Raw genomic sequence first — 25,508 nt, 5'->3', positions numbered from 1 at the left:
TCTCTGCCGCTACAGCGGGAGTCCCTATTCTGCCGAGGCGCCGCCGGCAGGATCTTCTGACTCTTCTTGGTCTGCAAACTGGGTGGTGTACAGCTGCGCGTAGCGACCGCCCTGAGCCAGAAGCTCGCTGTGGGTGCCGCGTTCAACAGCCTGCCCTCCTTCGATCACGATGATCTGATCGGCACTGCGCACAGTCGACAGTCGGTGGGCGATGACAAGCGCCGTCCTGCCGGTCATAGCTTCGTTCAGGGCCTGTTGGACAGCCGCCTCGTTTGTTGAATCGAGAGCGCTCGTAGCCTCATCGAGCACCACGACCGCCGGTTCGGCCAGCAGCAGGCGGGCAATTGTCAGCCGCTGGCGTTCCCCGCCGGACAGCCGGTAGCCCCTTTCTCCGATCACGGTGTCAAGACCGTCGGGCAGGGCGTCGATGACGGTCCAGAGCCTGGCGCGCTCCAGCGCAGAGCGCAGCTGAGCATCCGATGCGTCCGGTTTGGCAATCGTCAGATTGTCGCGGATCGATTCGTGAAACAGGTGTCCGTCCTGGGTGACCATGCCGACGGTCGACTTCAGCGTGTCAAAGCTCAGCTGGCGCACATCAACACCGGACAGCTCAACCGAGCCTTTCGTCACGTCGTACAGCCTGGGCAGCAAGGAGGCGATCGTGGACTTCCCAGCACCGGATGAGCCGACCAGGGCGACCGTGTGCCCTGCCGGGACGGAGATGTTCAGCCCGTGCAGCACCTCGGCTGATTCCCGACCGTCGAGAACCGCAACGTCTTCAAGAGAGGCGAGCGACACCTCGGCGGCGGTGGGGTAGCGGAACGAAACATCCCGGTACTCCACAGACACAGGGCCCGCCGGCAGGGGCTTCGGATCGACAGGCTCCTGAACGGTCGAGCGCAAGTCGAGAACCTCGAACACCCGCTGGAACGACACAATGGCCGATGTCACGTCCATGCGCGCATTCGCCAGCATCGTCAGCGGGGTGTACAGGCGGGTCAGCAGAAGTGCGAGCGTAACAACCTTCCCGGCATCGAGTGAACCGGCTACCGCCTGCATACCGCCGACGCCGTAGACCAGCGCCAAAGCCAGTGCCGACACGAGAGTGAGCGCGGCAAGGAATGTCACCTGCAGCATGGCGGTGCGCACACCGATATCGCGCACTCGGCCAGCACGCTCAGCAAATTCCGCAGATTCCTTCTGCGGGCTGCCGAACAGCTTGACCAGAGTCGCCCCACCAGCGGAAAACCGCTCTGTCATACGTGTGGACATAGCCGCGTTGAGATCAGCGGCAGCAAACTGCAGCGACGCCAAACGCCCCGCAATGAAGCGGGCGGGCACGAGGAAAATCGGCAGGAGCAGCACGGACAGCACCGTCACCTGCCACGAAATCGCGACCATCACACCGACTGTCAGAGCAAGCGGCACAAGGTTCGTCACAACCCCGGACAGCGTGTTGGAAAACGCCCGCTGGGCACCCATGACATCGTTGTTCAGCCGCGATATGAGCGCACCCGTGCGGGTCCGGTTGAAAAACGCGACCGGCAGAGTCTGCACGTGGTCGAAAACGGCTGTGCGCAGATCGTAGATGAGCCCTTCGCCGATGCGGGCAGAAAGAAAGCGCGACAGTATTGTCAGGGCCGCATCGACCACTGCGAGCAAGCCCATGAGAACCGCCGTGCCGACAATCAGCTTCGCAGGCCCACCAGCGGTAATGGCATTGACCACCCGCCCGGCCAGCACCGGAGTGGCCACTGCAACACCGGCGGATACCGCCGAGAGCAGGATGAAAAGGACCAGTTTGCTCTTGTGCCCGGCGGCAAAACCGCCGATGCGCCGAAGAGCTTCCCGGTCAACCTCGGGGGCGGGACGGCCCTTAGTGCGCTGGCTGGCAGTTGTGCGATGCAGAATCGCCATGGGGGAGTAGTTCGTCACGGTGCTCCTTTCCTCACCCGTATCAGCCGAGCCGGCCTCACAGGGACGCACGGGAAGTCTAGCCCCGCCCAGAGGCAGTGCGTCCGGGCTGGGCTGTCTCTCAGCGGCAGTCCGGCTCCGCCTCGTCATGTGGAGGTTTATGACGAAACACGGGCAATGCGTGTCCGCACAGTGAGAAGGTGACGACAATAACTGAACAATTCGCATAGAAGGACTGCACATATGAAACTGCGCATCGCAGCTATCGTCGCTACCGCAAGCCTGGTTCTCACCGGCTGCGGTGCAGGCGGAGGAGACCAGGAGGTCGGCCAGAAGAACGGCGATATCACCAAGCTGACCGTCGGCGTTTCACCTGTCCCACACGGTGACATTCTGCGCTACGTCGACGAAAACCTGGCTGAAGAAGCCGGCCTTGACATCGAGATCAAGGAGTACACCGACTACGCGCTGCCCAACCGTGCGCTCGTCGACGGCGACCTCGACGCCAACTACTTCCAGCACAAGCCGTACCTGGACGAGGAAGTCGAAGGCCAGGGCTACAAGATCCACGGTTTCGAAGGCGTGCACATCGAACCGATCGCACTGTTCTCCAAGAAGGTGGAGTCGGTTGACGAACTTCCCGACGGCGGCACCATCGGCATCAACAACGACCCCGCCAACCAGGGCCGCGCACTCGAAATGCTTGCCAAGGAAGGCGTTATCAGCCTCGCTGACGGCAAGGACGCAACCACCGCCACAATCAAGGACATCAAGGACAACCCGAAGAAGCTCGAATTCAAGGAAGCCGACGCAGCACAGCTGTCGCGCACCTTGGAAGACACCGATGCTTCGATCATCAACGGCAACAACGCCCTGGAAGCCGGACTGTCGCCCACCAAGGACTCGGTGCTCGTCGAATCGGCTGAAGACAACCCCTACGCGAACTTCCTCGCAGTCCGCGAAGGCGACCAGGACAACGAAGCCATCAAGAAGCTCGACGAACTGCTGCACTCACCGGAAGTGAAGAAGTTCATCGAAGACAAGTGGACCGACGGCGCGGTGCTCCCCGCTTTCTGATCCACCCATCCGCAGGGCTCAGGCCCTGTAAGACCCACCAGACGCCGGGTCCAGCACTGCAGGCTGACTACAGTTTGCGCAGCTGGATCCGGCGTACTGAATGGTCAGCCGACTTCGTCAGAATCAGATCGGCCCGACCGCGCGACGGCGCAACGTTCTCACGCAGATTGGGAGAGTTGATGGAGTCCCAAATCTCCCCGGCAAGGGTGAGCGCTTCGTCTTCTGTCAACTCTGAATAGCGGTGGAAGTACGAATCCGGCTGAGTGAAAGCACCTGACTTCAGCTCCATGAACCGGTCGATGTACCACTGGCGGATATCACCGGGTGCCGCATCGACGTAGACGGAGAAATCGAAGTAGTCGCTGACCGACATTCCCACTTTCCCATCGGCGCGCGGCCTGGGCGGCTGCAGGACGTTGAGCCCTTCGACAATCAGAACATCCGGTGAGCGCACCGTGATCTCAGCACCGGGAACAATGTCGTAGGTGTGGTGCGAATACACGGGGGCGCGAGCTTCGCCCGCACCGGACTTGACGGTGGCGAGGAAGCGCATGAGCGCCCGCCGGTCGTAGGATTCCGGAAAGCCCTTCCGGGATGTCAGACCCCGGCGTGCCAGTTCGGCATTGGGAAAGAGGAATCCGTCGGTGGTGACGAGCTCAACCTGCGGGGTGTCCGGCCACCGGGCCATCATTTCGCGCAGAACTCGCGCGGTGGTGGACTTGCCGACAGCCACTGAACCGGCCACGCCGATGACAAACGGGATGTGCTGTGGGGCGGGGTCGTGGCCGCTGGCGCGCAGCGGAGCAAAGAACTCCCGCGTGAGCCTGTGCTTTTTGCGACGTGCTGAAACATACAGGTTGAGCAGGCGCGACAGAGGCAGGTAGATCTCTTCGATCTCCGTGGTGTCCATGCGCTCGCCCTTGCCGCGCAGCCGCTCAACATCCTCGGCCGTCAGCGGCAGGGGAGTGGCCTGGGCAAGTTCTGACCACGTTGTGCGGTCAAAGCGCCAGAAGGGCGATGAGACGGACTGGCTGCCCGACTTCTGGTGCGGGCGCAGTCCGGCAAGCAGCCGCGCGGGATCGAGGTCGCTGGATCGAACGGACGTAGCGGCGTCGTTGTGTTCCATAGGTGATGCAGATCCTCGTTTCGCTCAGCGATCCCCCAGACAGGGAATTCCAGCTTAAGGCACAACCGCGCGTTAATATTGAGGTCTATGTGTGGAATTGTTGGATTCGTTGGAAACCCGAACGCCCAGATCACCGCTGAAGACGTCACAGTCGGAGGCCTCAAGCGAATGGAGTACCGCGGCTATGATTCCGCGGGCGTTGCATTCGTGACCGAGACCGGCCAGCTGGCATCAGCGAAAAAGGCCGGGAAGCTGGACAATCTCAAAGCTGAGCTTGCCGAACACCCGCTGCCGAAAGCCGCAACCGGCATCGGCCACACCCGCTGGGCAACCCACGGGGCACCGACTGACGAAAACGCGCACCCCCACCTGGCCGATGACGGCCGTCTGGCGCTGATCCACAACGGAATCGTCGAAAACTACGCCTCACTCAAAGAGCGCCTGCTGAAGGACGGCGTCGAATTCGCATCTGAAACCGACACGGAAGTCGCAGCGCACCAGCTGGCCAAGAACTACCGCGAAACCGGTGACCTCACCGAAGCCATGCGGCGGACTTCTAACGAGCTTGAAGGTGCTTTTACCCTGCTGGCCGTCCACGCTGACAAACCCGGAACGGTTGTCGCGGCCCGCCGCAATTCGCCGCTGGTCATCGGCCTGGGCCAGGACGCCAACTACCTGGGTTCGGATGTTGCCGCGTTCATCGACTACACCCGCCGCGCCGTTGAGATCGGCCAGGACGAAGTCGTCACCATCACAGCTGATTCAGTCGACATCATGGACTTCGACGGCAACCCGGTCGAAGGCACCGAGTATGAGATCGACTGGGATCCGGCAACTGTGGACAAGGGCGGATTCACGTCGTTCATGGAAAAGGAAATCCACGACCAGCCGCAGGCAGTCGCCGATACGCTCCTGGGCCGCTTCGACACCGACGGGCGCCTCACCCTCGACGAAATGCGGATTGACGAATCCGTGCTGAAATCCGTTGACAAGATCATCGTCGTGGCCTGCGGCACGGCCGCCTACGCCGGTCAGGTCGCCAAATACGCGATCGAGCACTGGTGCCGCATCCCGGTGGAAGTCGAACTGGCCCACGAATTCCGCTACCGCGACCCGATCGTGTCGGAGAAGACCCTCGTCGTCGCGATTTCGCAGTCCGGCGAAACGATGGACACCATCATGGCCCTGCGCCACGCCCGCCACCAAGGGGCGAAGGTGGTTGCCATCTGCAACACCTACGGTTCGACCATTCCGCGCGAATCCGATGCCGTTCTTTACACGCACGCGGGCCCCGAAATCGCAGTGGCCTCCACCAAAGCGTTCCTTTCTCAGATTGTCGCCTGCTACCTGCTGGGTCTGTATCTGGCACAGCTGCGCGGCAACAAGTACCGCGACGAAATCCAGCTGATCCTGGACGAACTGCAGAACATTCCGGGCAAGGTCCAGCAGCTTTTGGATGACGACTCCCAGCAGATCACCGACCTGGCCAAGCGCCTGGCCGAAACCCCGTCCGTGCTGTTCCTGGGCCGCCACGTGGGCTTCCCCGTGGCCATGGAGGGCGCGCTCAAACTCAAAGAGCTCGCCTATATTCACGCCGAGGGCTTCGCCGCGGGCGAACTCAAACACGGTCCCATCGCGCTGATCGACGAGGGCCAGGTTGTCATCATCATCGTGCCCAGCCGCTTCGGCAGGGATTCGCTGCACTCGAAGGTCGTCTCCAATATTCAGGAGGTCCGGGCTCGCGGAGCCAACACGATCGTCATTGCCGAACAGGGTGACGAAGCAGTGCGCGAGTACGCCTCCGAAGTCATCTACGTGCCCAACACCACCACGCTGCTGGCACCCCTGCTGACTACGGTGCCGCTGCAGATCTTCGCTATGGAACTGGCTCAGGCCAAGGGCCTGGATGTCGACCAGCCGCGCAACCTCGCGAAATCCGTCACGGTCGAATAAACGGTCGGACAGAGCCGCATAGAGGAGGACAGAGCCGTGGGCATCATCGGCATCGGCGTTGACATTGCCGACGTTCCCCGCTTCCAGGAGCACATTGAGCGGGTGCCCGAACTCCTGGACCGCCTGCTGACTCCTGCCGAGCAGCTGAAGAAGAACGGAAGGCGGCGCAGCCCGGAAAGCCTCGCCGCCCGGTTCTCGGCAAAAGAGGCCCTGGTCAAGGCTCTGCAGTTCCCGCAGATCATTCCGTGGCAGGAGGCCGAGGTGGTGTCGGCCTTCTCCGGTGCCCCGTCTTTCCGTTTGAGCGGTTGGGTGTTGGAGATGTTCCGCCAGCGCGGAGGTGAGCACGTGCACCTGTCGATCACCCACGACGGGGACCGCACAATCACCTACGTCATTGTCGAAGGCAGCGGACCGTCACTGTCCCCGCCTGTCGACCAGCCGGCCCCGCCGCTGCCGGGAACAGAAGAGCACGACCGTGCGCTCGCCCAGTTCCGCGCCGATGTCGCACTCAGGCGGCAAGAGCGCAATCGGATGCGGGAGGAAGCCCGCCGGAACAACCCCGGCTGAACCAGCAGAAACCGAGTCACCCCGCGCATTGCCCCCAGCTCGAACAGAACAGGAAACACTATGCCCCGCCCCGCGTACACCGGTGAGCAGATCCGCCAGGCCGAAGCTCCGCTTTTGGAAGCCGGTGAAGGCGACAGGCTCATGCGTCGGGCCGCGGGTCAGTTGGCGGCCGTGTGTCGCCGAGTGCTGCGCTTAGGCGGCGGCACCGTCTACGGTCGGCGCGCAGCTGTTCTCACCGGTCCGGGCAACAACGGCGGGGATGCCCTGTTCGCTGCCGCTGACCTCGCCCGCCGCGGTGCTGCCGTCACCCTCCTGCACACCCTCGGCACACCCCACCGGGCGGGCCTTGCTGCCGCCCTGAGCGCTGGTTGCCGGCAAGCTGAAATCGCCGAGGCGCCGGGCCACCTGGGAGCGGCTGATCTGGTTGTCGACGGGATATTCGGCACCGGCGCCAAACCCCAGCTGCCGGAGGACATTGTGCAGCTGCTGTGCGTGTGGCAGGCCAGTTCGGCCCGTGCGGAGGGGCAGATCACAGTGGCGGTCGACGTGCCCACGGGCATTGACGCATCGACCGGACGCAGCGCACAGGCTGCCGTGCAGGCTGATTGGACGGTCACCTTCGGCGGCCTCAAAACCGGCCTGTTCACGGGTGCTGGCGCTTCCGCTGCCGGCCGCGTTGTGCTTGCGCCCATCGGCCTGGATTTCTCAGATACCGTGCCGGATGCGTGGGTGTACAGAAGGGATGATCTGCGCGAACTCGTCAAAGCGCCGACGGGGGAGGACCACAAGTACACCCGAGGTGTTGCGGGCATCTGCGCTGGTTCCGCTGACTATCCCGGTGCTGCCGTTCTGTGCACCAGCGCTGCGGTGGCCGCAGGTGCCGGAATGGTGCGGATCACCGGGGATGCTCAGCTGCGGTCCGCCGTTGCAGCCGAGGTTCCAGAAGCCGTTGCAGCCGACGGGCGCGTCCAAGTGTGGGCCGTTGGCCCCGGCAGCCCCAGCAGCGACAGGACTGAAGCCGTGTTCGCCAGCGGGGAGCCGGTCATTGCCGATGCGGGCGCCCTGGACCATCTGCCCGAACACCTGCCGACAGGCAGCATCATCACACCGCACGCCGGGGAACTCGAAAGGCTTCTCACAGCACGCGGGCACAGCGTGCAGCGGGCCCAGATTGAACAGGACCAGCTGCACTGGGCTCGCGCTGCCGCCGAAGAACTCGACGCGGTCGTTCTGCTCAAGGGCCACCGCAGCGTCATTGCCGAACCCGACGGCACCGTCCACCTGCCCCAAGCCGGTTCAGCCAACCTTGCGACAGCAGGCTCAGGGGACGTGCTCACGGGGGTGCTCGCAGCGTTCCTGGCAGAAAGAGCGGCAGCCAAAGGGCGCCTCGACCCCGGTACGACGGCCGTGACCGCCGCGGCTGCCGTTCTGCTCCACGGGAGGGCGGGCAAGACCGCCGTCCACGCCTCCGGCCTGCCGCAGGCTGTGGAGCAGGCTGTGCTCAAAGCTCGGGGGCGTTAGGATCGAGGCGTGTCCCCATCGTCATCGCAACTTCTGCCCACCACGGCTTACGGGCCATCGCTGCTGACGGCGCACATCGACCGTGACGCCATCCGCACCAACCTTGCGGTGCTGCGCGAACACGCGGGCGAAGCCGGTGTCATTCCGGTAGTCAAAGCCGACGCCTACGGCCACGGCATCACGGGGGTCGTTCCCGTCCTGGTCGAAGCCGGCATTCGCAGAATCGGCACGGCCACAGTGCCCGAAGCCCTGCAGGTGCGCGACCTTTTAGAGCGCCTGGCCGCTGAGGGGCTCACAGGAGCAGAAGACACTGCTGTTCTGTGCTGGCTGATGCCCATCGGCGTGGACTTCGCCCAACTTGCTGAGAAGAACATCGAAGTGGGGATCAGCGCTGCCGAACAGCTGCCGCACCTTGCCCAAGCAGCCCGGCAGTGTACAGACAATCCGCTGCGCATCCATATCAAAATCGACTCCGGGCTGGGCCGGGGCGGTATGACCGAACACCAGCTTGACGGCTTCCTGCGCGAAGTCGCCCAGATGGACGACGGTGTTCGCGCGGGCCTGAGAATCGTCGGCGCAATGACCCACCTGGCAGTTGCCGACGAGCCGGGCAGCGAGTTCACCGACCACCAGTACAGCATCTTCACCGAGGAGATCGCGAAGCTGCGCGGTTTCCTGCTGTCCCAACCAGAGCTCGGCGAAGAGGACGAACTCATCGTCCACGCGTCGAATTCGCCCGCCGCGCTGACAATCGGCACGGGACCGGACACACTGACCGCGCGCGCCGTGCGGACCGGACTGGCAGTCTATGGGCTCAGCCCCTTCGCGGGCAGCAGCCCGGAAAGCCTTGGACTGCGTCCGGCCATGACGCTGAAATCCCAGGTCGTAGCGCTCAAAGACGTAGCCCGCGGCAGTCACGCCAGCTACGGACTGACCTACACGTGTGAAGCCGACACCCGCTTTGCGCTCGTGGCCGGCGGCTACGCTGACGGTCTGCCGCGGTCTGCATCCAATGCCGCGCGCGTTTTCATCGGAGGACGCCAGTACCGGCAGGTGGGCCGAATCGCGATGGACCAGATTGTGGTGGAAGTCGGCCTGGACTCGGATGTGGGCGTTGGCGATGAAGTGATCATCTTCGGCCCCGGCGAGTTCGGTGAGCCCACGGCGGCTGACTGGGGCGCGTGGGGTGGGACCATCAACTACGAAATCGTCACCGGCATCGGCAGTCGCGTTGAGCGGATCATGACCGGGCGCGCTGTCGGTGATTCCGGTGCCGAGGCAGGCGATGCCGACGAAAGCGGGGAGCTCGCGTGAGCCGCATCGACATCGAGCTGCGCAACCAAGCCCGTACGGCTGAACTCGCCGCTGCACTGGCGCCGCAGCTGCGCGCCGGGGACCTCATCATCCTCACCGGCGGGCTCGGGGCGGGAAAAACCACGTTCACGCAGTCACTGGCTGTGCACCTCAACGTTCGCGGGCGCGTATCCTCACCGACCTTCATCATCGCCAGGGAGCACCCGCCGGCAGGCGACGGTCCTGGCCTCGTCCACGTTGACGCCTACCGGCTGGAAGACGCTGCCGAACTCGATGACCTCGACCTCGACTCTGAACAGCACGAGGTCGTCACGGTCGTCGAATGGGGCGCGGGCGTGGCTGAATCCCTGGCGGACGACCACCTGGAGATCACCCTGACCAGGCCCGATTCCGCCGACCCGGAATCCGGTCAGCGCGAGGCTGTTCTGCAGGGCTTCGGCGATTCCTGGGCACCCCGTCTGGCACGTGTGAAGGAGGCCATGAAGTGACTGCCCGGAACACCGGCGAAGCCCAGCCCAAGCCCCCCGTGGTCGTTGCCCTCGATACATCGTCCGCCGCTTCTGTTGCCGTTGTCGCCGATGACCGGACTGAAGCCGAATGGGCGCAGTCGCGGGCGCGTCGCCACGCTGAACTTTTAGGACCGGCGCTGACCGATGTGCTGCAGCAGACGCCAGAACCCGAACTCGTGGCCGTCGGCGTGGGGCCAGCGCCGTTTACCGGTATGCGCGCAGGCATTGCCTCCGGCTTGGGCTTCGCCGTGGGGCGCGGGCTTCCCACAGTGGGTGTGCGCTCCCAGGACGGTCTGGCGCTCGCGGTGTACGAACAGCTGCGCCGCGCTGGCGAAGCCGTTGGCGACGTGCGGATTCTCGTGGCCTCAGACGCCCGCCGCCGTGAGGTCTACTGGGCTGAATACGCAGGACTCGACGAGGCCGGCCTGCCGATGCTGGCTGCTGGCCCGGACGTCGCCAAACCTGCTGATTTGGCCAAACTCAAGGGCCTGGGCACAGCTGCTGACGGTGACTCCGGGTATGCCGACCCCACCGAACACAGCCCCACCGAACACAACCTCGCAGAGCCGAACCCAATAGGGCCCGCCCTCTTGCGCATCGGCGCTGGCTTTGAGCTCTACGCTGATGTTCTCGGGCCACCCGATCCGCGCTTTCCGACCGAGGCGCTGGCATCTGACATCGCCCGGATAGCCGCGCGCACAGAAGCCGCGGGCCGCCAGCAGCTGGATCCCATCCCGCTGTACCTGCGCGAACCAGATGCCAGACCGCTGCCCGGCCGCTGATCAGCCCGCCGCTATGACCGTCAGCCTCAGCCCGCTGCAGTGGTGGGACATTCCCACCGCAGCCCGTATGGACCGGGAGATCTTCGGCCCTGACGCCTGGAGTGAAGACTTCTTCTGGACGCAGGCGGCAAGCCCATCCGTGTTTCTCGCCGCAGCCTACGCCGAAGATGGCCTGGCCGGTTTTGCCGGACTGAGCATCAGCGGCAGAGAAGCTGAGATCCTCACAATCGCCACCCACCCCAACATCCGGGGTCGAGGCGCCGGTCGTCTTCTCCTGCAATCCCTCCTGGACACTGCCCGCGCCCGCGGGGTCGAAGCGGTGTACCTTGAAGTGCGCAGCGACAACACGGCAGCACTGGGCCTGTACGAGTCGCTTGGCTTTGTCGTTCTGCACACCAGGCCCGGCTATTACAGGGGCGCGGACGCGCTGGTCATGCGGGCGTCGTTGCTAGGCTTGTGAACATGATTTCGGCATCCATCACACACTGGGAAGACGGCACCGACCTTGTGCTGAGCACAACCATCAGCGCCGATATTCACACCGTGTGGAAGCGCGTCACCAGCCCCATGGAGTGCGCACTGTGGTTCGCTCCATTCCGCCCGGTTCAAGGTGAAGACGCCGATCAGGGCGAGGGCACCTCGGCTGTCAGCGAAGCCTCAGATGTCACCGAAATCGAGTTCGATTTCGAGGGAAGTCCCCTGAACGCCCACGTTCTATCCAGTGTGGAAGACGAGCACGTGCTGGTGGAACTCGGCGGACTGGGCCGCATCAGCCTGCGCCTGACACAAGCCCTCGCAGGGCAGCCCGGAGTCACAGTCACGGCAGCCCACACGTACGCGTCAGACGCAGAGGCCGCGCAGCTGATCCCACAGGTGGGGCCGGTGTGGGATACGCACCTGCGGCTGCTGGCCGGGACCTTCGGCGACGCCGATCTGACAGCGTCTGAAAGCGAAGCTGCACTGTACGCCCGCTACACCGAACTGGCGGTCGCGGAATTCGGAGCGGACAGCGTGAAGTCTGGCTCTGCCCAGGTTCCGGAATGCGATGACAGCAGCGATGACTGAGCCGCTCATCCTGGGCATTGAGACTTCGTGCGATGAAACCGGGGTCGGCATTGTGCGCGGCCGCACGCTGCTGGCGAACACCGTGGCATCGTCCATGGATGAACACGTCCGCTTCGGCGGGGTGGTGCCGGAAGTCGCATCGCGTGCCCACGTGCAGGCGTTCGCTCCGACACTCACCAAGGCCCTGCAGACCGCGGGGGTGAGCCTGGATGACATTGACGCTGTGTGTGTAACCGCCGGCCCGGGACTGTCCGGGGCGCTCATGGTGGGGGTGAGTGCTGCAAAGGGCCTAGCCGCTGCGACCGGAAAACCCCTGTACGGGCTCAATCACCTGGCCGGTCACGTTGCTGCGGCAACCCTGGACTCTGCCTCTGACGAGGCGGAGCCCGGCTTCGGTCTTGAACTGCCGACTATCGCGCTGCTCGTGTCGGGTGGGCACACGGAAATCCTCAAGATCACCGACCTGGTGGACGGGATTGAACTTTTGGGCTCGACAATCGACGATGCTGCCGGTGAGGCGTTCGACAAGACTGCCCGCCTGCTGGGGCTGGACTATCCGGGTGGGCCGAACATTTCCAAGGCCGCCGCGGGTGGTTTCGACGATGGTGCGGCGGGCAATCCGACGGCGGTGAAGTTCCCGCGCGGACTCATGACGGCAAAAGACCTGCGCGACCCCGAACGCCGATACGCGTTTTCGTTCTCCGGTCTGAAAACCGCGGCGCTGCGGGCTGTTGAAGCCGAAAAGGCCAAACCTGCATCCCAGCGGGTGCGCCTGGCCGATATCGCCGCGTCTTTTGAAGAGGCCGTGGTCGATGTTCTTGTGCGCAAAACACTTTTGGCCTGCAAAGACACCGGCATCAACCGGGTGCTTCTGGGCGGGGGAGTCGCCGCCAACGGCCGCCTGCGCGAACGGCTGAGCCAACGGTGTGCCGACGAAGGCATTTCCCTGCTCATCCCGCCGCTGAGCCTGTGCACTGACAACGGGGCGATGATGGCAGCCCTGGGCGCACATGTGGTTGCCCGCGGAAAACAGCCCTCAGCACCGGATTTCGGTGTGACAAGTTCATTGGAGGTCGACCAGGTTGTCATCTGAAGGTCCTGCCAGCGCTCGCGATTCACGCCCACCGGAAGAGCACCTGCGCCAGCAGCGCCGCGCCGGTGACGGCTGGGTGGAAACCCCGCAGGGACGCTTCTGGGGCCTGTTCGGCGCAGCCGGTCTGCTCATTCATGACCCCGACCGAGGGGTGCTGCTGCAGCACCGTGCCGTGTGGTCAGCCCAGGGCGGCACGTGGGGCATTCCCGGCGGTGCGCTCGACGAAGGCGAAACACCCCAGCAGGGTGCCATTCGCGAATGTTGGGAGGAAACCGGTGTGCCCGGACCAGGCGGTGAGGGCATTACGGTCATCGGCGAATACCGGGTCGACAAAGAAGGCTGGGCCTACACGACCGTCATCACGCAGGCTACGCAGAGGCTCGAAGAGCGCGTGGCAGACGCTGAAAGCATTGAACTGCGGTGGGTGCCGGTGGAAGAAGTCCCCGAATACGAACTTCACCCGGGATTCGCAGCCGCATGGCCGGAACTGGAGCAGGTGCTGCGTCAGCATTCAGCACAGTGAGGACTCAGCGCTTGCCGCCCTGCCTTTATGCCCGCAGCACTGCCGCGGCGCAGCGTCTGCCTGAGCTATTACCACCCGGCGGGCTTGCCAGCGCGCATTTCCGCAGCCAGCAGACCAGCCACGTCTTCTATGCGGCCGGTTTCCTCGAACAGCTTCTTCTGCCGCTGGTAAGAGGCTCCCACGCGGGCAAAGTTCAGCATTGACTCCAGTTCAGCCGAGCACCCGAGTTCCTGGGCAATCGGGGCCAGTCGCTCCACCTCGTCAGCTATGACATCCGTTACCAGACGTTCGTCGCAGGCGGCGTTTTCAATGATGATCGTGTCCATGCCGTAGCGAGCCGAACGCCACTTGTTTTCACGGTGGAACCAGTCCGGCAGAAAGTTGAGCTCTTCGCCCCGATCCAGCCGCTGCGACATGTCGTGGACAAGGCACTGGACAAAAGCCGTGACTGCGGCAAGTTCCGCGAGTGTCGGAATGCCGTCGCACACGCGGACCTCGACGGTGCCCCAGCCGGGAGCCGGGCGAATGTCCCAGCGGATTTCGTTGATCGAATCGACCACGCCGGTGTGCAGCATGTCGCCGATGTAGTCTTCGTATTCACCCCAGTTCTTCAGCTGGAAGGGCAGACCCGCAGTGGGCAGCTGCTGGAAGAGCATGGCGCGGTTCGACGCGTACTGGGTGTCATGACCGGCCCAGTAGGGGCTGGACGCGCTGACGGCTTCCAAGTGCGGCACATAGGCCATGAGGGCCCGGACAATCGGCATGACGTGATCGCGATTCGCGATGCCCACGTGGGTGTGCACACCGAAGATCAGCATCTGCCTGCCCCACCACTGGGTGCGGTTGACCAGCTCTTCGTAGCGGTAGGCCGGTGTGACTTCCTGTTCCCACCACGGGGAGAAGGGGTGCGTGCCCGCGGAAAGAACGTCGAGCCCGCGAGGCGCCAGGATGCTGCGCAGATAGTCGAGAGTTTCGCTCAGGTCAGCTGTGATGCCGGCTACCTCGGCCTGCACTCCGCTGACGATTTCGAGGGTGTTGGTGAGCATTTCGCCCACGATCTTGCCCTGGAAGTTCTCGTTGCCGTCAGCTTTGAGAGCCTCGAGGACTTCAGGCGCGCGGGAGGCCAAAGCGAAGTCTTCGGCATCGACGATCGCAAGTTCCCATTCCGCTCCCAGTGTCGACTGAGCGGACGAGGCAAAAGAAAGCATGCGGTCATCCTAAACCAACCGGCAGGTAACACCGGGTCAGCTGCGGCCCTCAGCCCTTTGCCGTCGGGCGGGACTCATCTGCCGACCAACCCGACCAACTGGGGGAGTACAGGGCCGCGTGCACGCCGATCTGTTCGAGGGCGAAGATGTTGCTGCAGGCAGTCACACCGGAACCGCAGTAGGCGACGACACCGCCGCTGTCAGCACCGAGCTCGGCGAACTGGGCTGCGAGTTCGTGCTTCGGCAGGAGTGCGCCCCCGCGGTAGTTGTCGGCGGCCGGGCGGTTGAGAGCACCGGGAATGTGGCCTGCGCGCGGATCCATGGAATCGTCTTCACCGCGGAAGCGAGCCGACGGTCGGGCGTCGAGCAGTGTGCCAAGTGCTGCCGTTGCCGCGGCCTGGTCTGCATCGACCGTCGGCATCGCACCGGTGGTGATCGTGATGTCGGAGGGCTTCGGCTGCGGACTTTCGGTCGAAAGCCCACCTCCGGCGGCCTTCCAGGCGTTCAGCCCGCCGTCGAGGATGCGCACGTCGTCAAGGCCCGCCCACCGCAGAATCCACCAGCCGCGGGCGGCACCCAAAGAGCTGTTGTCGTCATAGACGACGACGGTCGAATCCGGGGTGATGCCCCAGCCGCGGACAGCTTCCTGCAGGTCAGCGGCATCCGGCAGCGGGTGGCGGCCCAGAGTGGGATCATCCGATGTTCCCGACAGCTGTGTGTCAAGGTCTGCATACTGAGCCCCGGGAATGTGTCCGGCCGCATAGTCGTGCAACCCGTTGGGCTTCTGCAGGGTCCAGCGGACGTCGAGGATGACGAATCGGTGTGCAGAATCTGCGTCTGCAAGAGCGGCTTTGAGCGCATCGGCGGTGATGAGCGACATACGGCAATCCTTCGTTCATACGGACAACAGCCATTCCCACTACACTCTCACAGATGCGCGCGTTTCGATTCCTCTCCGCACTGACCGCCGGCGTCATGGTTCTTGCAGGGTGCTCGGGGCCGAACCAGCCCACACCGACCCCAGCGGGACCGAGCACTGCAGAAGAACCCTCCTCCGCCTCGTCAGGGGTCAGCGAGGACGATCTGCGCAAGGCCCGCAAGATCGTCGAAAACATGAGCGATGACCAGCTGGTCGGCGCAACCATCATGGGCACGTACGACGGTGCAGATCCCGCTGCGGCCGGGAAGACGATCAAAAAGCACAGTCTGTCCGGTGTCATCATCATGGGCTATAACCTGCCCGACGGCACGACGCCCGAGCAGGTCAAGAACTACACGGCAACACTGCGCAAAGCTGCGGGTGAGCGCGCATGGCCCGTGCAGCTGAGCGTGGACCAAGAAGGCGGCCCAGTCGCCAGGCTCGAATCCGCTGCGTACAGCTTTCCTCCTCTCATGGCCTTCGGTGCAGCCGGCGAGCCCGAGCTGACGGAACAGGCCATGACCGTGCAGGGTGGGCAGTTGGCCGATCTGGGCTTCACGGTCAACTGGGCTCCGGTGGCTGATGTCACCCTGGGGAAGAAAGACCCGGCGGTCAATGTTCGCGCGGCCGGGGACAGTCAGAAGACTGTTTCGGCTGCTGTTGAGTCGGCCGTGACGGGATATCTGAAAGCGGGCATCGCCTCGAGCGCCAAGCACTTTCCCGGCCACGGGCAGCTGACGGTTGACTCGCATATCGACCTGCCCGAATCGAAGAAGACGCTGGAAGAATACAGCGACACCGAATGGCAGCCGTTCGAAGCGGCGATCAAGGCCGGTGTGTCCTCTGTTCTGGTGGGCCATATGCGGGTTGCCGGGGCCGGTGACAAGCCTGCCTCGCTGAATCCGAAAGTGTATGACGCACTGCGGGACGACCTTGGCTTTTCAGGGGTTGCGGTGACCGACGGGCTCAATATGGGAGCCATTACGAAGGGTGTTCCCGCCGGTGAGGAAACCGTCGAGGCGCTGAAAGCCGGAGCGGACCTTGCTCTCATGCCGCCTGATTTGGACGCGGCAGTGCGGGCTGTGAAAAAGGCTATGGACTCAGGCGAACTGTCGGCTGAAGACATGCAGGCCAAAGCGCAGCGCGTTGTTGCCATGAGCCTGTGGCAGCAGAGAGCGCACGGTGGTGGTGACAGCGCTGAAGGTGGGGACGAAGGTGCTGGAAACGGCAAAGCTGACAAGAAATCGGCGGACGAGATCTTCAACGAGGTCGGACGCGAATCTCTCACGGTTCTTGCTGGCAGCTGTTCGGCGAAGCCGGTGAAAAGCGTTTCGATTTCCGGACAGTCAGCTGCTGCTGAGGCTCTGAAGAAGGCGCTGAAGAAACACGGTATTACGGCCGATGGGGGTACGCGCGTGCGGTTGGTTGATGGGACCGACAGCTCTTCCGGCGGCGGAGCGGATGTTGTCGTCGGTATGGGCGGGCCGTGGAATGTCGCACCCGCAGCGAGGAATGCCGACACGGTTTTGGCGACCTATGCCGACAGCAAATACGCCATGAACGCCGTCGCCGCCTATCTGGCAGGCAAACTTGAAGCCTCCGCGCGGCTGCCGGTCTCCGTTTCGGGTCTGAAACCGCCCAAGTGCGGTTAGCCGGATGCCCGTCGGTGCGGATCCACGCTGTAATGCGTTTTCACCCTTATATGCAGCGCATTAACGCGTGAACCTGCATTACAGCGCGAAGCTGGCTGGGCAACCGGGCGGCGGGCGCCGACCTGACGAGGTGGAGGCCGGTCTGCGCGCGAGGTTGGCTGGGCAGCCGGGCGGTAATGCGCTCGCCACGCGCTTCAACATTCGCGGGCGAGGATGGCGCAGCGCTGTTCGCCCACCCGGGTGAAGATGACGACCGCAGATTCAGACGGCTGGCCCTTGCCCGCCGGTTCGAGTTTCAGCTGGCGCTGAACCTGAGCGGGATCAATGTCCATGCCGCGCTTCTTGACGACCACCTGGGTGATTCCGCGCTGCGTCAGCGCACCGCGCAGGGACCTGATTCCGGTGGGCAGAATGTCCTCCACCCGGTACTGCGAAACCGCCTGGGCGGCAGGCCCTTCGGCAGGGCGGTCCCCGGACAGGTACGCAATCGACTCATGAATCCTGTGGGCACCCAGCGGGGCGCAGAGAGCTTGAATGAGGCCGGACCGAATAACCGCCCCGTCCGGTTCGAACAGGTAGTCGCCGATGGAGGCGACTTCCACCTCGGCGGAGGGAAGATCGGCTTCCGTTACCGTGAGCGATCCTTCTTCGCCCATGATGAGGGCCGCTCGTCCCTCGCGTTCCTGCGCGTGACCGCGAAACAGCGCAACCTCAACAACATCGCCCATGTGCGAAGTCCACTGAGCCTCCCAACCGGCAGGCACGAGACCGTGACTCAAAGCGGGGCCGAGCTTGATGCCGACACTGGGCACACGCTCGGCCGCGGCCAAAGCCCATGACAGCCGCGGCGAAAAAGCCTCCGGGTGCGATAGGCGGAATGCCGAACCGTCCGCGTTCTTCCCGCTGCGCCGGGCAGGATCCAGCCACAGGGCGTCAGCCCGATCAAGGTTGAAGTCCTCCGCGCGGGCGTGCTCGGCAATCGCGTCAAACGGCCGCAGGTTGTAGGCGGCGAGCGCGGCAGTGACCTCGTCGGAATCGCAGGCGTACACGGAAGCTGCGCCAACACCGGCGAAGGCAAGAGCATCAGCCCCGATCCCGCAGCCAAGATCGGCAATCAGCTGAGGTTTGCCCCTGTGGATGCGCTTGGCGTGCATCGCCGCAACCGGCAGGCGGGTGGCCTGCCCCAGGCCGTCGCGGGTGAACAGCATGGAATCGGCAAACGGCCCGAATTTGGCACGCGCCTCGATCCGCAGCTGCGCCTGTGTCATAACGGCGGCCACGACATCCGGTGACAGTCCTTGTTTGCGCAGTCGCTGCTGAATCTGCATTTCAGCAGAAGGGCTGTACTCGATTGAGTCGAGAACAGCCAGCACATCAGGGTCGAGCAGGGCAGCGGCAGTCTGAGGGTCCATGCCTTCGAGCCTATAGGCTATGAATGTGACTACCCTCCTGACCGCCCGCACTGTGCGCGAGATCGCTGCGGAACTTCGACTGCGCCCCACCAAACAGCGCGGCCAGAACTTCGTGATCGACCCCAACACGGTGCGCATGATTATTGCCGAAGCCCAGTTGGCGCCCGGCATCACCGTTGCCGAGGTGGGGCCCGGCTTGGGTTCGCTCACTCTGGGTCTGCTGGAGGCTGGTCACCCGGTTGTCGCCGTCGAACTCGATGAGCTCTTGGCCTCCCGGCTGCCGCGCACGATCGAGGAATTCCACGGTCCCGACGCCGCGTTCGACCTGGTGGTCGGCGATGCCCTGCACGTGACCGAACTGCCGCGACAGCCGCGGGCACTCGCAGCGAACCTGCCGTACAACGTGGCCGTCCCGGTGCTTCTGCACTTTCTGGCCCAGTTTCCCTCGATTGAAAATGTGCTGGTGATGGTGCAGGCCGAAGTTGCTGACAGGCTTGCCGCCCGTCCCGGCAGCAGAGTCTACGGAGTGCCCAGCCTCAAAGCTCAGTGGTATGGAACGGTATCGCGAGGCTCTGACATCGGGAAGAACGTCTTCTGGCCGGCCCCGAACATCGGTTCGGGGCTTGTGCGAATCGTCCGCCATGCACAGCCGCTGCCGGGGGCCGACGAGGTTGAGCGCAGCCGAGTCTTCGCACTCATCGACGCGGCCTTTGCGCAGCGCCGCAAAACCCTGCGTGCCGCCCTCAGCGGTGTTTTCGGCGGGGGAGAGCCCGCTCAGAAGATCCTCGAAGCTGCGGGCATCAGCCCGCAGGCGCGGGGTGAAACACTCGCGATCGAGGATTTCATTGCGCTCGCCCGCGCAGAAGCACAGTCCTGACCGTGCACACCTGATAGAGCCCGGCTTCGCTGAGAAACGCTCATCAGCCGATAGTGTGGACCCAAACAATCAGAGGAGCCACATGATTCGGGCCACCGCTCACGGCAAAGTCAACGCCATGCTCGGCGTCGGCGAACCAGGCGATGACGGCTATCACGACCTCGTCACCGTCTTCCACGCCCTCAACGTGCGCGAAACCATCGCACTGACAGAAGCTGACGACCCCGCCAACCCGAAGGTGACGGTGGCTGGCCCCTACGCATCGTCATCCATTCCCTGTGACGAGCGGAACTTGGCTCGAAAAGCTGTGAACGCGCTCGCCCGGGCGACGGACACTCACATTGCGGTTGACATCGCAATCGACAAGAACGTGCCGGTCGCAGGTGGAATGGGAGGCGGTTCTGCCGATGCCGCAGCAGCGCTGGTCGCGTATGCGGCGCGCATCGGCCTGGACGATCCGCAGCTGCTTCATGACACCGCGGCAGCACTCGGGGCGGACGTGCCCTTTGCGCTCCTGGGCGGGACGGCTATCGGCACCGGCCGCGGCGATGAGCTCGCCACCGTCATGTCTGATGCGCAGTTTCACTGGGTGCTGGCAACATCGGCGAGCGAACTGTCAACACCGCTGGTCTACGGTCGGCTGGACCAGATGCGAGCCGAGGGCCGCGCACCGGGCCCGACGGTCGATGCTGGGGAGGCTGTTGCAGCGTTTGTCGCCGGTGACCCGCACCGGTTGGCTGATGCTCTGCACAACGATCTCGAAGCCGCCGCCTGCGACATGCTGCCCCAACTGCGCGAGGTGCTGAGAACCGGACGTGAAGCTGAAGCCCTCGGAGGGCTCGTGTCCGGTTCCGGGCCGACTGTTGCCTTCCTCGCCGAAGATGCCACTCACGCCCTTGACCTCGCTGTCATTCTCGAAGCCAGCACGTCTGTGCGCAATGTCGTGCGCACAACGGGACCCGCCCCGGGAGCTCACCTCGTTGAGGACTGAGGACCACCGCCCCGGAGCCCTCTTCGAAGAGCAGCACATCGCAGCTCACCAGGCTGCCGTTCCTGCGGAAGTCAAGAAAACCGCGACACTGTGGCTGGGCAGCGCCATCATTGCCGAAGTGCTCGCCACTCTCAGTCTTAAAGCCGCTCTCGAGGTGCCGGTTCTCTATGCGGCAGTCGTCACCGGATACGGTGCCGCCTTCATGTGCTTGTCGAAGGCTCTGCGCAGGGGCCTTGGCTTGGGCATCGCCTATGGAATCTGGGGAGCCGCTGGTGTTGCGCTGACAGCTGCGGCTTCTTCTGCGTTCTTCAGCGAAGAGCTCAGCCTGATTTCGTGGGTGGGGATTGGGCTGATCGCCATCGGCGTGGTTGTCGTTGAGGTCGCTTCGGGTCGGGCGCTCAAGCGCCGAGCTCAGGAGTTCCTGGCCGAATCGGCTGAGCTTGAGGTCGAAGACGACGGCACGTTCTGGGATACGACGGTCTACCCAGCCGAGGTGGGACCGGTCACCGAATCCCTCCCGGCGGCTCTGGGGCCGGCAGTCGACGCTGACGAGCTCACGATGTCCGCTGAGTACGAAGAATGGGCGGACCTGCTGGAGGCTGACAGTTCTGCTCCCGCCGGTGACCCTTCCGAAGACAAGCGGGAGGACTCACAGTGACCTGGGTTTTCCTCGGCCTTGCGATCGTCACCGAAATCGCCGCCACAATGTTCCTGCGCTTAGCTGCTTTCGGGCGCAAACGCTGGTACATCCCAGTCGGCATCGGCTACGCGGGGGCGTTCTTCTTCCTTTCGCTCGCACTTGCCGCGGGCATGCCCCTGTCTGTTGGCTACGGACTGTGGTCGGCCATCGGCGTGGCCGCCACAGCTGTGCTCGCAGCTCTGATCTTCAAGGAGCCTCTGACCCTGGCAATGGGTGCCGGCATTGCGCTCATCTGCACCGGTGTGCTCCTGGTGGAGCTGGGCGCGTGAACGACCAATAGACTGAGACGGCGGCTGAAGAGCCTCAGCCGACTGACTGCAGGAAGGACGCACCGTGGCACATCTGATCGGAGCCGAAGACATTTCGCTGGACTATCCCACGAAGACCGTCTTCGATTCGCTCACCATCGGTGTCCACGAAGGCGACAGGATCGGCATCGTCGGCCGCAACGGCGACGGCAAATCGACGCTGATGGCACTGCTGACCGGGCAGATGGAGCCCGATTCTGGCCGCGTGACCCAGCGCGGTGGGCTGCGCGTGGGAGTTCTCACCCAGACTGACAGCCTCAACCCCGATGACACCGTCGGCATCGCAATTGTCGGTAACCGCCCCGAATACGAATGGGCTTCCGACGCTCGGATCCGCGACATCATTGCGGGTCTTGTGGGCGATCTCGACTGGGACCGCCAGATTTCCGCACTTTCAGGCGGGCAGCGCAGGCGCGTGGCACTCGCCGCCCTGCTGGTGGACGACTGGGATGTGCTCGCACTCGACGAACCGACCAACCATCTGGATGTTGAGGGCATTGCCTGGCTGGCCGGCCACCTGAACAAGCGCTGGCCCAAAAACACGGGGGGACTCTTGGTCGTCACCCACGACAGGTGGTTCCTCGACGAGGTCAGCACCGACACGTGGGAAGTTCACGACGGCACGGTCGACCAGTTTGAGGGCGGATACGCGGCCTATGTCCTGCAGAGAGTCGAACGCGACCGCCTGGCCGCGGCAGCAGAGGCCAAGCGCCAAAACCTCATGCGCAAAGAGCTCGCCTGGCTGCGCCGAGGCGCCCCCGCCCGCACATCCAAGCCGAAGTTCCGCGTGGAAGCGGCCAATCAGCTCATTGCCGATGTTCCGCCGGTACGCGACTCGCTTGAACTCAAACGGCTGGCGGTGTCGCGCCTGGGCAAAGACGTCGTCGATCTCGAAGATGTGGCCTTTGCCTACCCGGACGGCTATGTGCTCACGGGTGTCACGTGGCGGATCGCCCCCGGTGAGCGCACCGGAATCCTCGGCCGCAACGGGTCGGGAAAATCGACGCTGCTGGGGCTGATCGCCGGCAGCCTGCAGCCGACCGACGGGCGGATCAAACGCGGCAAGACCGTCAAACTGGGGGTGCTCGACCAGCAGTTTTCCCAGCTTGCCGACATCGGCCGCGACCGTGTGCGCGAAGTTCTCGCCCGCACCAAAACGAGCTTTGAAATCGACGGCAAAGACCACACCCCGGCGCAGCTTCTGGAACGGCTGGGCTTTCAGCGCGAACATCTCTCGGCCTATGTCGAAGACCTCTCCGGCGGGCAGAAGAAGCGCCTTCAGCTGCTGTTGCTGCTGCTGGATGAACCCAATGTCATCCTGTTGGACGAACCGACCAACGACGTTGACGCTGACATGCTCGCCGCCATGGAAGACCTCATGGACTCCTGGCCGGGGACACTCATCGTCGTATCCCACGACCGCTACCTCATTGAGCGCGTCACCGACCAGCAGTACGCAATTCTCGACGGCACGCTGCGCCACGTGCCCGGCGGAATCGACGAATACCTGAAACTCGCCGCTGAACTTGACGGTGCCGACAGCAGCAGCCGAGGTGCCCGGAACCAAGACAGCGGAACCTCGGCATCCTCTGCTGACAGCGGACTGACCGGCGCCGAAAGGCACGCCAAGCGCAAAGAGGTCGGCGCGATCGAACGCAGGCTCGACCGGGTCAACGGCGAAATCGAGAAGGTTCTCGAACGGCTCGGCGAACACGACCAGACCGACTTCGAGGGGCTGCAGGCCCTCGGCGAAGAACTGCGGGGACACCGCGAAGAAGCCGAACAGCTCGAAGAGCGCTGGCTCGAACTGTCTGATCTGCTCGAAGACAGCTGACTGCGCCAGCGGCCACGACCCCGCCCCCAGTGCGGTGTCGTCCGAAAGTATGACTCCGGTTCAGCCGAAGAACCGATGGGATCACCCCGTGTTTTCGGTGAACTGGAAACATGGAACGACACGGTTTTGCAGACAGAATCACCTCCAAGCGGGGGTCATGGTTCACACTCATCATCGGCCTTGTGGTGATGGGGGTGCTGTTCGGAGTTTTCGGTTCGGCGAAAGCGCCCGAAGCCAGCGAACAGGCCCCGGCCGCATCCGAATCACAAAGGGCGCAGGCGCTGCTGGACGAATTTCCCGGCGCGGACGAACAGTCCGTGCTGATCGTCGCCACCGCGCGTGACGGCGAAAAGATCACAGACGGCCAGAAGACCGAACTGAAAGACCTCGCTGAGGCGCTGAGCAGAACCGCGTCAGCATCGCTCGGTGAGGCATCCGAGCCTATTCTCAGTGAGGACGGTCGCGCCGCGGTCGTCCTCGCCCCTATCCAGGCGGGCGAATCCAACACCGCCAATGCCGAAGTTATCGGCGAGCTGCGCGAGGCCGTCGCTGAGCACGGCCCGGCCGATCTGAAGCTGGAGGTCACGGGCGGGCCTGCCTTCGGTGCGGACGTCGCCGCCGCGTTTGACGGGGCGGACTTCACTCTGCTGGCGGTGACGATCGCGATTGTCGCCGTCCTGCTGATCGTCACCTACCGCTCGCCGATTCTGTGGCTGGTGCCGCTGCTCGCCGTCGGCCTGGCTGATGGTCTCGCGGGCCGCCTGACAGCAGCGGCTGGCCAAGCGTGGAATCTGCAGTTCGATGCCGGAATCATCAGCGTGCTCGTATTCGGCGCGGGCACCAACTATGCGCTTCTGCTCATTTCGCGCTACCGCGAGGAACTGCTGCGCCAGGCCGACCACCGGGCGGCGCTTGCGGCTGCGTGGCGGCACACGGTCGGTGCGATTGTCGCCTCAAATCTCACGGTTGTGCTGTCTCTGCTGACACTCGTGCTGGCCGTCATTCCCGGTACGCACGGCCTGGGCGTCACTTCGGCTATCGGCCTGCTGACCGCACTGGCTGCTGTTCTTCTTGTGCTGACTCCGATGCTCGCGATAGTCGGACGAGGCGCCTTCTGGCCCTCGATTCCGCGCTGCGGTGCCGCTGCGGGCCGGGGTGGGGTGTGGCATCGTGTGGCGACTTCCGTTGCCCGCCGGCCTCTTGTGTCAGCAGGTGCGGGCATCGCCGCGCTGGCCGTTATGGCATCGGGGCTGTTCGGTGTGAAGGTCGGCCTTGACCAGCTTGATCGGTTCCGGGTGCAGTCGGAGTCGGCAGCCGGTCTGGAAACCCTGTCGCAGCATTTCCCTCCCGGTGAGGCCCAGCCGATCCTCATCGTCGCGAACGAAGACAAGGCTGATGACGTCGTGGCGGCGGTGGAAGACCGCGAAGGCGTTGTCCGTGCCGGTGAAGTAGACACGCACGACGGTCTGTCGAAGATCATGGTGACAAGCGACTACAGCCCGAGCACGGACAAGAGTCTGGCGCAGATCGATGAGCTGCGCGACGCCGTCGGTGCGATAAACGGTGCGGATGCTCTGGTCGGCGGGCAGGTCGCAGCGGATGTCGATGCGCGCGCGGGCAATGCACAGGACTTCGCGCTGATCGTCCCCCTGATTCTCGGGGTGACGCTCATCGTGCTCATCTTCGTTGCTCGTTCGGCTGTTGCCCCGGTTGTTCTGCTGGCGATCAATGCGGCCAGTTCGCTTGCCGCGATTGGTGCAGGCTGGGTTCTCAGCCGCCTGATGTTGGGAAGCGAAGCGCTGGATCTGCAGGTTCCGCTTCTGGCGTTCCTGTTCCTTGTGGCCCTCGGCATTGACTACACGATCTTCTTGGTTCACAGGGCCCGCCGCGAGGCCGGTCTGCGCGGAACCGCCGAAGGCATGATCGAAGCCGTCACCCACACCGGCGGGGTCATTGCGAGCGCGGGCATTGTGCTCGCCGCCGTCTTCGCCGCCTTGGGTGTGCTGCCGCTGGTGACCCTGGGGCAGCTGGGCCTGATTGTGGGAATCGGCGTGCTCATCGACACCCTTCTGGTGCGCACTGTCATCGTGCCGGCCGTGTTCACCCTGATCGGCGACAGGGTGTGGTGGCCCAGCAGGCTCCAAACCCCGCACGGATGATTAC

Annotated in this window: 23 protein-coding genes; 18 read left to right on the top strand and 5 right to left on the bottom strand. The window is 64.1% G+C overall.

Going from position 1 to position 25,508, the window contains the following annotated elements; genetic code table 11:
* Nucleotides 1-24: 24 nt before the first annotated feature.
* The gene (locus HMPREF2757_RS06860) at nucleotides 25-1,917 is read right to left on the bottom strand and encodes an ABC transporter ATP-binding protein (RefSeq protein ID WP_070574586.1); all 1,893 of its coding nucleotides are present in this window, start codon (nucleotides 1,915-1,917) and stop codon (nucleotides 25-27) included.
* A gap of 240 nt (nucleotides 1,918-2,157) precedes the next feature.
* Here HMPREF2757_RS06860 and HMPREF2757_RS06855 point away from each other — a divergent pair, with 240 nt between their 5' ends.
* Nucleotides 2,158-2,991, top strand: coding sequence for a MetQ/NlpA family ABC transporter substrate-binding protein (locus tag HMPREF2757_RS06855; RefSeq protein WP_070574584.1), 834 nt, complete (start codon nucleotides 2,158-2,160; stop codon nucleotides 2,989-2,991).
* Nucleotides 2,992-3,058: 67 nt separating this feature from the next.
* On the opposite strand, the gene coaA is transcribed toward HMPREF2757_RS06855, so the two are convergent.
* A complete protein-coding gene (gene coaA, locus HMPREF2757_RS06850; protein ID WP_070574582.1) occupies nucleotides 3,059-4,117 on the bottom strand; it encodes a type I pantothenate kinase in 1,059 nt (352 codons plus the stop codon).
* Nucleotides 4,118-4,204: 87 nt separating this feature from the next.
* On the opposite strand from coaA, the gene glmS reads away from it, so the two are divergent.
* The 10 genes from glmS to HMPREF2757_RS06800 are packed head-to-tail and all read left to right on the top strand — an operon-like array spanning nucleotide 4,205 to nucleotide 13,444.
* Nucleotides 4,205-6,070, top strand: coding sequence for a glutamine--fructose-6-phosphate transaminase (isomerizing) (glmS, locus tag HMPREF2757_RS06845; RefSeq protein WP_070574580.1), 1,866 nt, complete (start codon nucleotides 4,205-4,207; stop codon nucleotides 6,068-6,070).
* 36 nt (nucleotides 6,071-6,106) lie between these two features.
* Complete coding sequence (locus HMPREF2757_RS06840) at nucleotides 6,107-6,637, top strand: holo-ACP synthase (protein WP_070574578.1); 531 nt, start codon at nucleotides 6,107-6,109, stop codon at nucleotides 6,635-6,637.
* A 60-nt stretch (nucleotides 6,638-6,697) separates the two neighbouring features.
* Nucleotides 6,698-8,158: a bifunctional ADP-dependent NAD(P)H-hydrate dehydratase/NAD(P)H-hydrate epimerase gene (locus HMPREF2757_RS06835; RefSeq protein ID WP_070574576.1), complete on the top strand. Its 1,461-nt coding sequence runs from the start codon at nucleotides 6,698-6,700 to the stop codon at nucleotides 8,156-8,158.
* A 9-nt stretch (nucleotides 8,159-8,167) separates the two neighbouring features.
* Nucleotides 8,168-9,472: an alanine racemase gene (alr, locus tag HMPREF2757_RS06830; RefSeq protein ID WP_083304157.1), complete on the top strand. Its 1,305-nt coding sequence runs from the start codon at nucleotides 8,168-8,170 to the stop codon at nucleotides 9,470-9,472.
* The gene (gene tsaE, locus HMPREF2757_RS06825) at nucleotides 9,469-9,960 is read left to right on the top strand and encodes a tRNA (adenosine(37)-N6)-threonylcarbamoyltransferase complex ATPase subunit type 1 TsaE (protein ID WP_070574574.1); all 492 of its coding nucleotides are present in this window, start codon (nucleotides 9,469-9,471) and stop codon (nucleotides 9,958-9,960) included. Before alr ends, tsaE begins: the two co-directional genes overlap by 4 nt.
* Complete coding sequence (gene tsaB, locus HMPREF2757_RS06820) at nucleotides 9,957-10,763, top strand: tRNA (adenosine(37)-N6)-threonylcarbamoyltransferase complex dimerization subunit type 1 TsaB (RefSeq protein WP_176745905.1); 807 nt, start codon at nucleotides 9,957-9,959, stop codon at nucleotides 10,761-10,763. The genes tsaE and tsaB overlap by 4 nt, the downstream gene beginning before the upstream one ends.
* Before the next feature lie 13 nt (nucleotides 10,764-10,776).
* Complete coding sequence (gene rimI, locus HMPREF2757_RS06815) at nucleotides 10,777-11,223, top strand: ribosomal protein S18-alanine N-acetyltransferase (protein ID WP_070575293.1); 447 nt, start codon at nucleotides 10,777-10,779, stop codon at nucleotides 11,221-11,223.
* 2 nt (nucleotides 11,224-11,225) lie between these two features.
* Nucleotides 11,226-11,828: an SRPBCC family protein gene (locus HMPREF2757_RS06810; protein ID WP_070574572.1), complete on the top strand. Its 603-nt coding sequence runs from the start codon at nucleotides 11,226-11,228 to the stop codon at nucleotides 11,826-11,828.
* Entirely contained in the window at nucleotides 11,821-12,921 is a 1,101-nt protein-coding gene (gene tsaD / locus HMPREF2757_RS06805; protein WP_070574571.1) for a tRNA (adenosine(37)-N6)-threonylcarbamoyltransferase complex transferase subunit TsaD, read from the top strand. Before HMPREF2757_RS06810 ends, tsaD begins: the two co-directional genes overlap by 8 nt.
* Complete coding sequence (locus HMPREF2757_RS06800; protein WP_070574569.1) at nucleotides 12,911-13,444, top strand: NUDIX domain-containing protein; 534 nt, start codon at nucleotides 12,911-12,913, stop codon at nucleotides 13,442-13,444. The genes tsaD and HMPREF2757_RS06800 overlap by 11 nt, the downstream gene beginning before the upstream one ends.
* A 68-nt stretch (nucleotides 13,445-13,512) precedes the next feature.
* Here HMPREF2757_RS06800 and HMPREF2757_RS06795 read toward each other — a convergent pair whose 3' ends face one another.
* Nucleotides 13,513-14,652 carry a glutamate--cysteine ligase gene (locus HMPREF2757_RS06795; protein ID WP_070574568.1) on the bottom strand — a complete coding sequence of 380 codons (1,140 nt, stop codon included), beginning with the start codon at nucleotides 14,650-14,652 and terminating at the stop codon, nucleotides 13,513-13,515.
* Nucleotides 14,653-14,701: 49 nt separating this feature from the next.
* Nucleotides 14,702-15,532: a sulfurtransferase gene (locus HMPREF2757_RS06790; RefSeq protein ID WP_070574566.1), complete on the bottom strand. Its 831-nt coding sequence runs from the start codon at nucleotides 15,530-15,532 to the stop codon at nucleotides 14,702-14,704.
* Between the two features lie 53 nt (nucleotides 15,533-15,585).
* Here HMPREF2757_RS06790 and HMPREF2757_RS06785 point away from each other — a divergent pair, with 53 nt between their 5' ends.
* Nucleotides 15,586-17,223, top strand: coding sequence for a glycoside hydrolase family 3 protein (locus HMPREF2757_RS06785; RefSeq protein WP_070574564.1), 1,638 nt, complete (start codon nucleotides 15,586-15,588; stop codon nucleotides 17,221-17,223).
* Between the two features lie 194 nt (nucleotides 17,224-17,417).
* On the opposite strand, the gene HMPREF2757_RS06780 is transcribed toward HMPREF2757_RS06785, so the two are convergent.
* Nucleotides 17,418-18,635 (bottom strand): class I SAM-dependent methyltransferase, encoded by a 1,218-nt coding sequence (locus HMPREF2757_RS06780; RefSeq protein WP_070574562.1) that lies wholly within the window; start codon nucleotides 18,633-18,635, stop codon nucleotides 17,418-17,420.
* 19 nt (nucleotides 18,636-18,654) lie between these two features.
* On the opposite strand from HMPREF2757_RS06780, the gene rsmA reads away from it, so the two are divergent.
* The 6 genes from rsmA (at nucleotide 18,655) to HMPREF2757_RS06750 (ending at nucleotide 25,504) form a co-directional block, all read left to right on the top strand.
* On the top strand, nucleotides 18,655-19,512 hold the full coding sequence (gene rsmA, locus HMPREF2757_RS06775; protein WP_070574560.1) for a 16S rRNA (adenine(1518)-N(6)/adenine(1519)-N(6))-dimethyltransferase RsmA: 858 nt from the start codon (nucleotides 18,655-18,657) through the stop codon (nucleotides 19,510-19,512).
* Between the two features lie 82 nt (nucleotides 19,513-19,594).
* A complete protein-coding gene (locus HMPREF2757_RS06770) occupies nucleotides 19,595-20,503 on the top strand; it encodes a 4-(cytidine 5'-diphospho)-2-C-methyl-D-erythritol kinase (RefSeq protein ID WP_070574558.1) in 909 nt (302 codons plus the stop codon).
* On the top strand, nucleotides 20,493-21,161 hold the full coding sequence (locus HMPREF2757_RS06765; RefSeq protein ID WP_070574556.1) for a DMT family transporter: 669 nt from the start codon (nucleotides 20,493-20,495) through the stop codon (nucleotides 21,159-21,161). Before HMPREF2757_RS06770 ends, HMPREF2757_RS06765 begins: the two co-directional genes overlap by 11 nt.
* Nucleotides 21,158-21,472, top strand: coding sequence for a DMT family transporter (locus HMPREF2757_RS06760; RefSeq protein ID WP_070574554.1), 315 nt, complete (start codon nucleotides 21,158-21,160; stop codon nucleotides 21,470-21,472). Before HMPREF2757_RS06765 ends, HMPREF2757_RS06760 begins: the two co-directional genes overlap by 4 nt.
* Nucleotides 21,473-21,536: 64 nt before the next feature.
* Complete coding sequence (locus HMPREF2757_RS06755) at nucleotides 21,537-23,345, top strand: ABC-F family ATP-binding cassette domain-containing protein (protein WP_070574553.1); 1,809 nt, start codon at nucleotides 21,537-21,539, stop codon at nucleotides 23,343-23,345.
* A gap of 110 nt (nucleotides 23,346-23,455) precedes the next feature.
* The gene (locus HMPREF2757_RS06750; RefSeq protein WP_070574551.1) at nucleotides 23,456-25,504 is read left to right on the top strand and encodes an MMPL family transporter; all 2,049 of its coding nucleotides are present in this window, start codon (nucleotides 23,456-23,458) and stop codon (nucleotides 25,502-25,504) included.
* Nucleotides 25,505-25,508 lie beyond the last annotated feature (4 nt).

The organism is Brevibacterium sp. HMSC063G07 (assembly GCF_001810665.1).
In the GTDB taxonomy this organism is placed as follows: Bacteria; Actinomycetota; Actinomycetes; order Actinomycetales; family Brevibacteriaceae; genus Brevibacterium.
Note: the sequence above shows the minus strand (reverse complement) of the source record. Positions and strands in the feature narration are given on the sequence as shown.